A 13,785-nucleotide genomic window follows, 5' to 3' on the forward strand; every position below is an offset into this window, starting at 1 on the left:
ATCTACTTGATGCTGAAGACGATAATGCTGAACTAACGCGAACTAAAGTGGAGGAGCCAGTATCGTGCTGGCTCTTTTTTTGTTCAAGAAGTAACTTGGCAGATTTATTTTGTATAAACTGAACTTATGTCCTTTAAGAGAAGGAAGGTAATCATATATGAATCAACTGCTCAGGTTGTAACATTGATGCGACAAAGAACTTGATCGTCTTTCTATTAAACGGCGAAAAATAAAGGGAACTGCACCGGGCCCCCTTCAAATAACCTTAATTTTATGAAATCGCAGCCTATGAAGTTTTAAATTTGCCGACCAACGCTTCCAAACTTCCTGACATTTCATTCAATTTGGATGACGTTTCGGCGATTTCATCCACAGTAGCCGATTGTTCTTCCGTCAAAGCCGATACTTCTTCTGTTAATGCCGCCGTTTCCTCGGTCACTATGGCAATCCCCTGTACGGCATCTCCTACGGACTGCGAACCTGCGGAAATTTCCTTGACTGCCGCTGCAACCTCCATTATTTGTGTGCTTAAGGCGCTGACTTGCTGCACGATCGTTTGGAAGGTGTCCTTCGCTTCTGCGAGCGATGTGACGCCTTGATTGACGCCTTCCGTGCTCGCTTTTACCAATTCAACGATACCGCCGATGCTGACCGTCATTGTGCCGAGCACTTCATTGACGTCCTTTGTCGATTTGGCCGTTTGGTCCGCAAGCTTGCGGATTTCGCTTGCAACGACGGTAAACCCTCTTCCATGCTCGCCTGCACGCGCCGCTTCAATTGCGGCATTCAAAGCGAGCAAATTGGTTTGGCTGGATATCTCCGAAATATACCGGACTATGGAGAGAATACTCGTCGATTGCTGCGCCAGCTTCTCGACGTTATCCTGAATCGATTCGAATGCGCCGGCCATCGACTGCACCTTGCTCATGGAGAACTGGATCTTGCTCTCCCCAGTCAAAGCAAGCTCTTTCGCACTTCTTGCGTATTCGGCTACTTCCGTTGTTGTTCCCGTGACCTGCTCCAGCCCTGCGTTGCTCTCTTGCACGAAAGCCGAGATTTCCTGCGTCTGAGACACTTGCTTCTGACTGCCGGCAGCTACTTTTTGGATTGAGTTGGAAATATCAATCGTAGCGCGGCTGCTTTCTCCTGCGCTTTGCTTCAATACGGCTGCCGCTTGCGAGAGCTGGACCGTGCTTTCTTTGATATCATTCATCATTTGCTGCAAATTGGTGAGCATCTTATTCGTTGCATCGCCCAAATCTTTAATTTCATCGTTCGATTTCACTTCTATTCGTCGTGTCAAATCACCCCCGGAGGTGGCAATCTCTTGAATGGCGCGAGTTACATTTTTCACGCTTCTCGTAATTCCAACCGATATGGCTAAGGCCAAGATGCAAGATATGAGGATGGCCGCAGCCAGAAGGGATTTTAAGATAACTTTGAGCGTACTATCTTGGCGATTCAAATTGTCGACGCGTTGTTGGGTTAAGCCTTTTTCCGTTGTAATAAACTGCTCCAGCTTCTGACGGAGTCCGTCCATATCCTTCTTTCCGGGGTCGTTTTTGAAGAACTGGGTTAAACCATTCGCATCGCCATTCGTCTTCAGTTGGATGGAGTAATCCCCTGCGTGCTGAATCCAATTAATAATATTCGTTTTAATAGCTTTCAATTTCGCGACCTGGGCCGGATTATCGGAGACCAGAATGGATAGTCTGGCGAATTCGTTCTGCCAATCCGTTTTACCGCTTTTGTAGGGGGCTAAATAGCTCTCATCACCGGTGATAATGTAGCCTCGTTGACCCGTTTCCATATCGATCATACTTTTCGTTATCTGGTTGGTCAGGTCATGCACTTCCATATCGTGGCCTGTAACAAAAGACATTTCATTCTCCAGTCTGGAGATCTGCGATAATACGAGGAAAGTCATGACGGTCAAACATAGGATAACAAAGAAATATCCTGATCCGATTTTTGCAGCGATACCTATCCGCCAGTTGCGCATAAAAAAGACTCTCCTCCTAAATTGTCTATTCGTTATATTCTGATGTGGGTCTATAAGCATAGGTCTCAGGATATACGTTCTATAAAATAAAAATAAACTATAAAGATTAATAATTTATTAAATATTTCGCCTATAAGATAGAAATATGGTGTTTCATGTCAAATTTGTGTCCTTCGTAGGTCATGGGTCATTCATATCGATGGATGCCGTAGTTACCGACGGAGTAAGAATTGCACCCGATCGATTCGTTCCGCCTGGAGCGCATATAGACACTCAAGCCAAAGCCGATTCCCTGCGCAGAGTGCCGAAAGATCGAGTTGAATTCGCATGCGAAGTGCAACGAGTAAACCGGGAGTTCCCCCATTCTTATAATCTGTTATTCGGTACAACGCGCTGCTCCTGCGGCGTAGCCTATGAGAAAGGACGTTTATTGAAAAATGAGTGCTGAATGTTAAAGGGCCGCCTTTTGGAATAGACCTCGTAACAACTTCTACAGCTTCATTGCCGTCGGATGCTTCATCAACACCTCCATGTCGGCTTGCGCAGTCTTCGCTTAACTAATGGGCATATGAAATAAGGTTTAAACAATAGGCGCTATGTGTTACTTTAATATTGGGGCGGCTTGATGCAGCCCTTTTATAATCGTTATTTGGATTTAATAATCCAATAATTCTTGACGTTTTGGAAACGTGACTGGAACATTCGAATGGAGAGGGGCACTGACTTGAACACAAATGACCCTGCTGGTTTCTGGATTCGACTCGGCGCATTGCTTCTTGACGCGCTTATCGTCGGAGTACCACTCACCATTATTGCGCTTGTTTTCATCGCAAGATCAGGAGATGAGTATGTCATGGATATTTTATCGTTCCTGTATACGTTGCTTACTCCGATCTTTTGGAAGGGCTATACGATTGGCAAACGGATCTGTGGTATTCGAATCGTGAAAGTTAGCGACGGGCTGCCGCCGGGTCTTGGAACCATGCTGCTGCGTAATGTAGTGACCGGCCTAATATATGCTATTACATTGGGCATTGCCGTTATAGTGAGCGCGACGATGGTGGCAGCCCGCGAGGATAAACGGTCGCTGCATGATTTTATCGCGGGGACGGAAGTTGTGCATGAAAGGCTCTAAATCATTGAAGAGTAAATTAAGGAAACGAGAGCTTAATACAGAAATAACTGCCGCAGGCAGTCCTTTGCTTAACGGAGAGGCAGGCGTGGTTATAGCATAGTGTTAGTTTTGACGGCTGGCCGACATTTACTTTTTAAGAAGGAGGTACATATGTCTATCTCATCAAAGAGCAAAATATGGAGAATGCTTTGGAGAGTAACTAAATTTACATTACTGGGTTTATTTTTGGTGTTACTGACTGGCATTGGTGCTGTTTTTGGATATGCCATGTCGATTACCAAGGACCTGAAACCTATAGACCTGAAACCATTGTCTGCTTTAAGTGCGACCACTTTTATATATGATCGAAACCAGCAATTATTGGGACAAAGTGTAAGTGATGGAAACCGGATTCCCATTAAAAATTTATCTGATGTTTCTCATTGGATCGTCGATGCCTTTATCTCGGGAGAAGATAAAACCTTTTATAGCAATATAGGGATAGATCCGATGGCCATTTTAAGATCTGCGTATGATGATTTTATTTCACACCAGGTGGTAACCGGTGCCAGCACCATTAGCCAACAGACGATAAAGACGGTATATTTCCCCGACTTCTACAAGCAAACACGGGATTTGCACACAAAAATACAGGAAGCCATTATGGCAATTGAAATGAACCGTTCACTCAGCAAAGACCAAATTATGACGGATTATTTAAACTGGGTTTATTTCGGGAAATCGAAGTCGGGTATTAACTTGTACGGAATACAGTCTGCATCTAAAGCTATTTTCGGCATCCCGGCCGATCAAGTTAATGTTGCGCAGGCTGCCCTTTTGGCGTCTTTGCCTAACAATCCGGCAAATTTAAACCCTTTCAGGAATCTAAAGGGCGCTCTTGACCGGCAGCATTACATATTGACTCAGATGAAAGAAGACGGCTATATCAGTAAGCAACAGTTTGCCGACGCAATGAATTTTGATATCAAAAAAAGTTTAGTCAAAGAAGACCCCATCAAAACCGTCACTGGGGTGCACCCCTATTTGATCCCTGAAATAGAACAACGGGCCGCAGAAGATATTGTTTCAACCGCACAATACGATCCATCAAAAAAGGCAGGAGCGTTAGCGGAAGCAAAACAGGCTCTGGATAGCGGAGGATACAAAGTCTATACCACAATCGACCTAAACGAGCAAAATGCTATGGAAGATGTTTTATCTGACAATAAAAACTTCCCGTCTAAAACAAAGATTACCGTTAAAGATCCAAGTACCGGAAAAGATGTTAAAGAATCTTTGGAGGTCGGCACCACACTCATCGATAACAAAACCGGCGGTATTCTTGCCGTTGGAGGCGGGCGCAGCTGGAAAGAGGATCAAAATAACCATACGCTTCTGCCACGGCAGCCAGGTTCCTCCATGAAGCCATTGGCCGTTTACGGTCCCGCTGTCGAGCAAAAAATAATATTCCCTGGCGAGGGAATTGACGATGTACCGTTTTCCTACCCAGGTACTGACCAATATCCGCAGAACTGGGACCATCAGTATCGGGGATGGGTGTCGGCAAGGGTTGCGCTGGCCGAGTCCTATGACGTTCCTGCCCTTAAGCTGTTTCAACAACTTACGCCTAAAGTAGGACTCAGCTATGTTAAGCAAATGGGAATCACAACCTTAACGCCAAACGACTACAATTTGCCTGCCGGCATTGGCGGTCTTTACCGCGGCTTGACTGTCGAAGAAAATACGAGTGCATATACGACATTCGCAAACCAGGGAATTCACAAAGATTCTTATTTAATCGACCATATCGTGGACCGGGAAGGTAATGTCGTTTACAGCCATCAGCCGGAACAAACACGTGTGTTTTCCCCGCAGACAGCTTTTATTTTAACCGATATGATGAAGGATGTTGTTCACTCCCGCATAGGGACTGCTTACAGAATTGGCTCGTATTTTCCCAAGAAACCCATTGCCGGTAAAACGGGAACGACCAACAGCGAAAAAGATATTTGGTTCATAGGATATACTCCGGACGTTACCTTGGGTGTATGGGAAGGATACGATATTCCATATCCTCTCAAAGACGCACACAATCAATTATCGGTTTGGAAAGCAATTATGGACAAAATATATCCTTTGATTCCAAATCAAACGAATCAATTTCCTCCTGCGCCGGCAGGGGTTCAGAAGGCTGAGGTGTTTTTCCCATCCGGCAAACTGCCTACGGAGTTAGATCAACAATATAACCAATTAAATAAGCAGTATACGTCGCGGTTTGGCAGCATGATCGTAAACGATTGGTTTACGACCGATAAACTTCCAACTGAGCAAGGCGACATGGTGGTAAATGTAAAGTATAGTGAAATAGGCGGAAAGAATTATTTTATAGCTGACCCTAATGTACCTGTAGGAGACTCCGTGAAAGAGGGAGTCTTCATCAAGACGGAGCCTTACAAGCCACTTAAGGACGGTCCTAATTACTCCCCTCCGTGGGATTACCAATGGGAAACGCCAGAGACAACCGGTGCTGATGAGAATTCAGCCGTTTCTTCTCCAGAAGATCTGAAGGCCGCTGCATCCGCTAATAACAATCAAATCAATTTGACTTGGTCGAATGTTCAAGGCGCAGATGGATATGTGGTTTGGAGGGCTGATGGTTCAGGTCAGTATCAAATTATCAGCAACGTGCTTTCCCAGCCTGATTATGTTGACAAGAACACTGCAGGGGGTTCTTCTTATTCTTACAAGGTTTCGTCAGTTAAGGGAGATTCTCTGCAACTTTCCGGAAACGCGGCAACCGGTGCCACGGGTGGAGTTAGCGGGAATAATACGAATACCGGAAACATTCCAACTGGACTTGCGGTTTCTACGGGACCTGCCGGATATCAACTGGCATGGAACCCGGTTCAAGGGGCTCAATCTTACAACATATACCGAAGCCTGGACGGCGGGATCACCTACCTATTAATCGGTTCGTCTAATATAAACACATATGACGACACCCAAGCTTTAGGGAACGCGCAACCTATCTACTATGTTACGGCGGAAACCGCAACAGGCGAATCTGCGCCTTCCCTGCCTGAAAGCGTGGCAGGTTCCAGTGACATGCCGGCAGGTAAGTAATCAGGTCAATCTCCTTCAGGTTCCCTCTCCATAGAAATATGAAGTGATATTCTATTACTCCTTTTATGTCTAGTAACCGGAATGACAGATAAGCAGGGAGCAGTCTGCCGCGGCGGCCTGTTCCTTTTTTTTATTGAAGCGTCCAATACTAAATAGCGAGCGAAAAATGGAGATGTGTAATAGTGGAAAACGAAATGCTAAAAATATTTGATGATAACAAAACTCAAATCGGTATCGCAACTCGAGAAGAAGTTCACAGACTAGGACATTGGCATGAAGCATTTCATTGCTGGTTTATTACTCGGGAAGAAGATACAAATTATATTTATTTTCAGCTTCGTAGTGATCTGAAAAGACTATCCTAACCTTTTAGACATTACTGCATTTCTCAGCATTAAGATTACTGCTAAAAACACGGAGATAGATTCCACATATATCCGTGAAGTCTCATACATGCTTAATGAGCATGCATGTACGGGTCACTCAGTTAAGAACGGGGATGCGGCATTTCTTCCGATTGGTACCGTTATTTATGCATTGGAGGGTTACAAGTCCGAATTTCGCGTCGTATCGGATAACAAGATTTACGAAGCGCAAAAGAAAATCCAAATGCGGCAACAATGGGGGATCTCTTGGACATTGAAGGCAAGGTGAAGAAAGTCAGCCTGGAAAGCGGCCAAGACGGCAGTCAAATCGGCAACTTCAGCCACGAAGCGTCATCGGAATTCATTTCTGAGCTTCGTTGAAGTTATTAATCGCATCTCAGAGAGAACAAATTAATCAGCGGCGGGATTATAATGGTGGAATGACCGATCAAAATTAAGCTAACGGATTAGTGATAGCAGTATAATTATGACTGGAGCAGGGATCGCGGCGACCTGCTACTGATCGTTTGAAGAATCGGTATAGGAGAAGTGTTGAATGACATTCAAACGGCTTCTTGTTGCAATGTCAATATGCACGGTTTTGTTAATCATCTCAATAATTATCATATTTGTACAGTTTAAGGAAAACCAGAGCTACGAAAGATATATTTCCGCTAAATTAAGTCAATCATTATCGAATTTTTTGACAGCCGTAATGGTTAACGAAGAGACCCTTAATCAATACATGAACAGCAGCAAGAAAGAAGTGCTGCCGGATCAGGTGACAACGCTTTGTTACAACTTCAAATCGATCGGGACGGAATATGAAAAATTGCTTCAGACATCCGAAACTTTAAAAAAGGCGAACGACGTACAAACGAACCAATTAACAGCAAACGCAGCTCAGGATATCCATTTTTTTCTGGCCAGGCAACTGATAGGAAATGGGATTCTCGGGGATTGCACCCCGGCTAAGTCAACGATCACGATTAATGAGGAACAATTCAAAAAGATAAAGGGCATCTATGGGATCAGCAAACGGTGGTCCGCGATTGCCAAGAACCTAGTGCCCGAAGCTACGCCAAACGGTGTCGAAAATGTCAATTGGGAACTAGTCGTTAACGATAAAGTTTGGGTGCAGTTATTAAAGGAATATTCGGCTTACGCAAATGAATCGGGGATGACGGCGACCAATCAATTTTTCAACTGACGGGCACGAGAGATTTGTGAGAAAACATTATCGTACCAGGAAAGTTCAACATGTGAAAGATTACAGTGAGGGCCATCCCTCAAAGGACGGCCCTTTCTATATCAAACGGCTCGACGGTTGAATTTTAGTTCCAGGTATTCAATATGCTTTTTGACCTCAGTCCAGTTTGAAGCACGAAATACTAAGTCATTAGTGACGGACAAATTATATGGCTGTTCGTATAGAATGACGTGCTTGTTCGCAAGGGCAAACTCCTCCGCATAGTGGGGACCATCATCGATCAGCACATCCACCTGGCAATTGATACATTCCTGGAGTTTGTTCTCAGTGAGAGTGATATTGTGATAATGAATTTTGTGCTGTTTAAGCCATTCGATGGTAACATCACGAAAAATTAACGGACGAGCAGTAATAATCGATATTTTATGCTGATTAAATAGTTGCTGTAATATTTCTGCTGCCATCGGCAAAGGCGATGAGTTCCAATGAATATCGTGGCCGTATTGTGTATAAACGGCATCACGTTCAGCTTGATTCCAGCCATACAAACGGTATAAATAAAAATCATTGACATCTTCAGGCGTAAACGATAAACCGGATGCTTCATTATAAAAGTGCAAGTGAGCTGTAGTGGCATCCAGAACAGTGTTGTCCAAATCGACCGCAATGTGCATAAGTTTAACAACTCCTATACGAAATTTACTGCGAGTCCTGCACGTCCCTTTGCTCCTCGTCTGCAATCGCCTGAATGTCCTCGGAGGTAATGCTCAGGTAAAGATAGTTGCCCTCCTCGCGCTTCTTGAGCGCTCTCTGTTTCATGAATTTGGGGCTGGCTTCGCCCGCGTCTTCATCATAGAAGAGCAGAATGCCGTCCGTCTTTCTGAGGAGCAGGTCGTCTCGTGCAGTAAGCTGCCATACGCCATTGTAGGGCTGCTTACTCACACTGCCGTAGTAATCCAATGCTTTGAGAATGTCCTTATAGTATTTCTGCTTGTCCTCTTTCCACTTTTCCTCGGGGTTAAGATAAGCTGTAATGATGGAAAGCTTCAAGTGCGGATACCGCTTCTTCAAGCCGATGACGACCTCACATGCCCATAAATCTACGCCGTACTGTCCGGGTGTAATGACCCACTCCAATCCCTCTTCGACGAGTGGGGCAAGCCGGGCTTCGATCGCCTTCTTAATGTAGGCAATGCCTTTATGCTTCTGATCGAAAATCCCGATTTCATGCGCACGGTAACCCGTCACGAGAAGGTTTTTCATAGTACGCCCCTTTCTTTACTAATCATATCGCTGATGCTTGTGATGAACAACAAGAATTAAAGAGGCGAAATTACTGCCGGAGCAGAATTTGAACAAGAAAAAACGCCAAGCCGAATCTCAATGTCGGCTTAGCGTTTTATTTTCATTTAAAATACTGATTCAGAACGGAACTCCAGCTGCAACAGTCTGCGTCCGAATACTGGAAAAAAAACGCCGTGCCGTCCTGATCTTACTTAAGCAGTTTAAGAAACTCTCGCATGAAGCCCGGCAGATCGGGCCATGCGTGTCCGCTGACCAGCTTACCGTCCACGTGAAGCGTTTCTGCCGCGTAGCTGGCTCCCAGCTGCTCGACATCCAGGCGGCAAGCATTGTAGGCAGTCATCGTACGTCCTTCGAAGAAGCTCGTGTCTTTCAAGGCAGCGAACACCTGTGCAGCGTGACATATCGCGCCAACAGGCTTGTCCGCTTCGAGGAAGTGGCGCAGAATGCGGGGCAGATTGGCGTCCGAACGTATATACTCGGGTGCCCGTCCGCCGGGAATGATGAGTCCGTCATAATCGGAAGGCTCAACATCGGCGAACCCGATATGAGATTGAAGCAAGTGGCCCGGCTTCTCCGTGTACGTATCCCATCCTTCGACAAAATCATGAACGACCGTATGCAGTGTTTTCTTCGTCGGTGAAGCGATAATGGCTTCGCAGCCTTCTTCCAGTAAGCGGAAATATGGATAATAGACCTCTAGTACTTCAGCGGCGTCGCCTGTCAGAATCAAGACTTTCTTGGACAATGATATCACTCCTCGGAAAGGATGGGGACACCTTTTAATTATGAAGGAGCGGTTCTTTATTTGTAAATAGGTGGAAAATGTTAGAGTTTGTCATTTAATGTCTACCCGTTTATTTGCAAAATACTAAACCCTCTATTTTCCAATGGATGTTTTGTTTTATAATTGTAAAAAAGATCATTCACTTATGGGGGAATCTCGTTCATGTGGTTTATTTTATTGTTTCTTGCGGTTGCCGGATTTGAAGGATTATCCTTGCTGGTCTCAAGGGACAGGTTGAAACAATTCGACCTGTCAATCATTCACACCGTGCAAAGCCTGGAAAGTCCCGGTACAACCCGGGCCGCAGAGTTTCTCTCGCTAATAGGCTCCCCGTCGGTCATGATACCGCTTGTGTTGGGAATAGCCGTCATCTTGTTTCTACTGCTGGGGCACCGCAAGGAGCTCATACTGCTAATAGGAGGAATGCTGGGGTCTACACTGCTTAATCATTTCTTGAAAGATTTTTACCAGCGCGCGCGCCCGGATATCCACCGTATTGTCGAAGAACAGGGGTTCAGCTACCCGAGCGGGCATTCGATGGCGGCTTTTACATTCTACGGGCTGCTCACTTTCTTGCTCTGGAGGCACTTGCCCTCACGCGGCGGGAGGATCGCACTTGTGGCCATCAGTGCATTGATGATTATAAGCATCGGGTTGACCCGTGTCTATCTTGGCGTTCATTATCCATCCGATGTTCTGGGCGGATACTGGGTTAGCGGCTGCTGGGTCGCACTATGCATCAAGCTGTTCCAGCGCTATCTGCTAAGGAAATAGAATAAGGCGAAGCGATGTTATTGCACAAGAAAAGGCCGCCTTTTGGGCAGCCGTCATCCAGGTAACATCATTTCTTAACACTTGTGAGATTGTCGCTAAGCTCCCACAACCTGTCCCGAAACATGCTGTCATACACTTGGCTGTCAGCGCGAGACTCCCGCTTTTGATCGAAATATTTGCCGGTTACGCCTTCGAGCTCCGAAGAGAGAGCAAGATGAATTATTGCATCCGAACCGGACTGGACTGTTCCCATTGGCGCGATCCCGCTTTCGCGTACCATCTTGGTATCGAGGAAAGTCCCTGGATGCAGACAATTGAATGTCATGCCGGCATGACCGTATCTCTCGGACAGCTCAATGGTAAATGCTGCGAGGGCAAGTTTACTCTGCTTGTAAGCGAGAAAAGGCGAATAATTTCGCTCGAGCATTATGTTTGATAGATCAATCGGACTTTGTCCTACGGAGGCAACATTTACAGTCCGAGAAGATACGGCTCGCAGAACCGGAAGCAGCGAGTGGGTTAAGAGGAATGGCGCCAAATAATTGACGGCAAGTCGCAGCTCGAACCCGTCTTGGCTTAAAGCCCGGCGGCCATTTTTAAGCTCGCCTGCCCCGATACCCGCATTGTTGATCAGGACATCCAAACCGGAATAATCAGCCTGTACCTCTGAGGCCAAACTCCGTACATCGGCGAGCGAAGCAAAATCAGCCCGGTAAAATTTGGTTTTCTTGTTTCCGGTTGATGCAGCAATTTCTTCCATAACAGTTCTTCCGCGTTCGCTGCTTCTTCCATGAAGGAGAACTGTCGCTCCCAATCCCGCCAAGTCAAGCGCTGTCTGTTTACCGATGCCGTCGGTCGCTCCCGTCACAAGAATGACCTTTTCCTCTGCTGCTTTCATCGCGATTCCTCCTGTTCCTGATCTCCCTGCCAAGGTACTAGAATTGAGTAGTCGAGCCCGCGTGAGCCGGATGCTGCCGCGATCGCCTCATTAATTAGCTCCAATGGATACGTCTTCGGACGGAATGCCCGGAGATTCAATGCTCCGGAATGAATCATTCTTACGATATCCGAGGGTGCCGAGCTTGGATACATGGAAGAGCCCTTAATGTTAAGCTCCTTGACAAGCGTCATCAAGTAGGATAAATGAACATTCGCCGCCACACCGCCTAGAAGTACAGCAGTTCCCCCTTGGCGGAGCACAGACAACCCGGCTTCAACGAGTGAAGGGCTATCGATTATACCTACTGCGTCTATCATTATATCTACTTGTTTAACCTGCTTGGAAAGTGTGGAACCATACTCTTCTTCACGCTGCGGAAGCGGAACGCTTTGGACACGAAGAGGGTCAAGCTCCGTCAGCGATTCAAGTACGGATAAATTGCGGCCCGCCGCATATACTCTGGATGCTCCCATGGCGAGGGCTGTAAGAACGGAAGCAGTGCCCAAATTACCGGTCGCGCCGTTAATGAGTACGGATTGCCCCGGTTTAAACTCTCCCCGCAGGAAGGCGCCGTAAGCGATACATAAGTAATACATGCATGCAAGCTGCGAATTATCGTAATCATCACCAATCAGGTCAATAGGGGTAATGCATTCAACCGGAAAATCGGCCTGCTCCGCGAATGTACCTTCTTTCCACAGATCAAGCAAGTCCTGACAATTCGCTGTCATCCCGAACCAGCCCTTTAAAATACGCTCCGGTTCACCCGAGTTGTTTCTTGAGGAGACGAGCGGACTGCAAAACACCTTCTGCCCGACCGTCAAACCCGAAACATCATCCGCAAGATCTTCGACAAATCCGATCGCACATAAACCGGGAGTGTAGGGGGTCGGCAGGGGGAAAGGAAACTGTCCTCCGACGACCTGATTCGTAAAGGACAAAATATGGGTAGCCAGCACGCGGACCCGGACACTTGAAGAACGCAAGGGAGGAGAAGAGACTTCTGTTACCTTGAGCGGCGAACCTGATTCATGTAAAACAGCTGCTTTCATGGATATTGCCTCCTTGGTATCGGATATACGTTCATAGTAGGCGATATTTAGTATAATAAGAAGGAGAGGGTTTGTAACCGCACTCGCACTAGTGGTACTGACACTACCATGAAACTTTCCCGAAAGGGGTGTTAGCTTTGGAACATTCTCAAAGACATAAGGAGCTTGCAGATTTTTTGAAAACACGGCGTTTGCATTTAACTCCCCAGGCTGCCGGATTGCCTCCTCATTCGTCAAGACGGCGTATTAAGGGTCTGCGCAGGGAGGAGGTTGCCGCTTTATCCGGAGTTTCATTGGCTTGGTACACGTACCTGGAGCAGGGGAGGCCGATTCGCGTATCCGAACAGGTCTTGGATAGCTTGGCCCGGACGCTGCAGCTTGATAGAGACGAACGAAACTATTTATTTGCTTTGGCCAATCAGTGGATGATCATAGAGCCGGCATCATTACAACTAGATATAATCTCTCCGTCGTTACAACTTATGCTTGATCAGCTGCACGGCTGCCCTGCTTACATAATCGGCAACCGATGGACCATTGTGGCATGGAATCAAATGGCTTGCGCTGTTTTTGGAAACTATTCCGAAATGGACGAGTTGGGGCGAAATGTGATCTGGCGGATGTTTACCGACGATGAGTACCGCAGGTTATTTGTCGATTGGGAAGCATTGGCGAAGAGGCTGCTAGCCCAATTTCGGAGTTATTTTGCCAAAAATATCGAGGATCCGTGGTATAACGACATTACGGAGAAGCTGAAGAAATCCAGCCCGGAGTTCGGAGAATGGTGGCAGCAGCATGAAGTGTTCGGTATACCGGTTGGAAAGAAGGAGCTTTATCACTCGAGAGTGGGGATGCTGAGCCTGGATTATAACAATCTGCTGCTTCCGGAGCACCCGGATTGGGTGCTCACCGTTTTTACCCCGCATCCGGGTACGGACACCAAAGAAAAGTTAACAGCTTTGATCAGGTGATTCTTTGACAGCACATCCGAACCGCAGTCATGAAACAGGCTTACAGACATCTCGCTCAAACAATTTAGAGCTCGCAAGATCGCTCGGATAGCTTTCTATGCCATTCATGACTGAATGCCTTACTCTATGGAAAAATGATAGTCAG

General features: G+C 46.4%; 12 protein-coding genes and 2 pseudogenes. 8 read left to right on the forward strand and 6 right to left on the reverse strand.

What is annotated here, in order from left to right:
* Positions 1-286: 286 nt before the first annotated feature.
* Entirely contained in the window at positions 287-2,002 is a 1,716-nt protein-coding gene (locus tag KZ483_RS06190; RefSeq protein ID WP_220351825.1) for a methyl-accepting chemotaxis protein, read from the reverse strand.
* Between the two features lie 181 nt (positions 2,003-2,183).
* Here KZ483_RS06190 and KZ483_RS29065 point away from each other — a divergent pair.
* The 6 genes and pseudogenes from KZ483_RS29065 to KZ483_RS06215 form a co-directional block, all read left to right on the forward strand.
* A pseudogene (locus tag KZ483_RS29065) lies at positions 2,184-2,450 on the forward strand (carbonate dehydratase); the annotation flags it as partial.
* 276 nt (positions 2,451-2,726) lie between these two features.
* On the forward strand, positions 2,727-3,137 hold the full coding sequence (locus KZ483_RS06195; protein WP_397376153.1) for an RDD family protein: 411 nt from the start codon (positions 2,727-2,729) through the stop codon (positions 3,135-3,137).
* Between the two features lie 150 nt (positions 3,138-3,287).
* Positions 3,288-6,239 (forward strand): transglycosylase domain-containing protein, encoded by a 2,952-nt coding sequence (locus KZ483_RS06200; protein WP_220351826.1) that lies wholly within the window; start codon positions 3,288-3,290, stop codon positions 6,237-6,239.
* 182 nt (positions 6,240-6,421) lie between these two features.
* Positions 6,422-6,686: pseudogene (locus KZ483_RS06205) on the forward strand (NUDIX hydrolase); the annotation flags it as partial.
* A 173-nt stretch (positions 6,687-6,859) separates the two neighbouring features.
* Positions 6,860-6,985, forward strand: coding sequence for a hypothetical protein (locus tag KZ483_RS28330; protein ID WP_258881798.1), 126 nt, complete (start codon positions 6,860-6,862; stop codon positions 6,983-6,985).
* 364 nt (positions 6,986-7,349) lie between these two features.
* Positions 7,350-7,814 (forward strand): hypothetical protein, encoded by a 465-nt coding sequence (locus KZ483_RS06215; RefSeq protein WP_220351827.1) that lies wholly within the window; start codon positions 7,350-7,352, stop codon positions 7,812-7,814.
* A gap of 101 nt (positions 7,815-7,915) precedes the next feature.
* On the opposite strand, the gene KZ483_RS06220 is transcribed toward KZ483_RS06215, so the two are convergent.
* The 3 genes from KZ483_RS06220 to KZ483_RS06230 all read right to left on the reverse strand — a co-directional run bounded on the left by KZ483_RS06220 (position 7,916) and on the right by KZ483_RS06230 (position 9,864).
* Positions 7,916-8,488 (reverse strand): 5' nucleotidase, NT5C type, encoded by a 573-nt coding sequence (locus tag KZ483_RS06220; protein ID WP_220351828.1) that lies wholly within the window; start codon positions 8,486-8,488, stop codon positions 7,916-7,918.
* Between the two features lie 25 nt (positions 8,489-8,513).
* Positions 8,514-9,077: an SLOG family protein gene (locus tag KZ483_RS06225; protein ID WP_220351829.1), complete on the reverse strand. Its 564-nt coding sequence runs from the start codon at positions 9,075-9,077 to the stop codon at positions 8,514-8,516.
* Positions 9,078-9,306: 229 nt separating this feature from the next.
* Positions 9,307-9,864: a DJ-1/PfpI family protein gene (locus KZ483_RS06230; RefSeq protein ID WP_220351830.1), complete on the reverse strand. Its 558-nt coding sequence runs from the start codon at positions 9,862-9,864 to the stop codon at positions 9,307-9,309.
* 201 nt (positions 9,865-10,065) lie between these two features.
* Between KZ483_RS06230 and KZ483_RS06235 the strand changes: the two genes are divergently transcribed.
* Positions 10,066-10,677 (forward strand): phosphatase PAP2 family protein, encoded by a 612-nt coding sequence (locus KZ483_RS06235; protein ID WP_220351831.1) that lies wholly within the window; start codon positions 10,066-10,068, stop codon positions 10,675-10,677.
* Positions 10,678-10,744: 67 nt separating this feature from the next.
* Here KZ483_RS06235 and KZ483_RS06240 read toward each other — a convergent pair whose 3' ends face one another.
* Positions 10,745-11,575 (reverse strand): SDR family oxidoreductase, encoded by an 831-nt coding sequence (locus tag KZ483_RS06240; RefSeq protein ID WP_220351832.1) that lies wholly within the window; start codon positions 11,573-11,575, stop codon positions 10,745-10,747.
* Positions 11,572-12,669 (reverse strand): zinc-binding dehydrogenase, encoded by a 1,098-nt coding sequence (locus KZ483_RS06245; RefSeq protein ID WP_220351833.1) that lies wholly within the window; start codon positions 12,667-12,669, stop codon positions 11,572-11,574. Before KZ483_RS06245 ends, KZ483_RS06240 begins: the two co-directional genes overlap by 4 nt.
* Before the next feature lie 128 nt (positions 12,670-12,797).
* Between KZ483_RS06245 and KZ483_RS06250 the strand changes: the two genes are divergently transcribed.
* Positions 12,798-13,640, forward strand: a complete 843-nt coding sequence (locus KZ483_RS06250) for a helix-turn-helix transcriptional regulator (RefSeq protein ID WP_258881556.1) — start codon at positions 12,798-12,800, stop codon at positions 13,638-13,640.
* Positions 13,641-13,785: the final 145 nt, after the last annotated feature.

It is taken from the genome of Paenibacillus sp. sptzw28 (genome assembly GCF_019550795.1).
Taxonomy (GTDB): Bacteria; Bacillota; Bacilli; order Paenibacillales; family Paenibacillaceae; genus Paenibacillus_Z.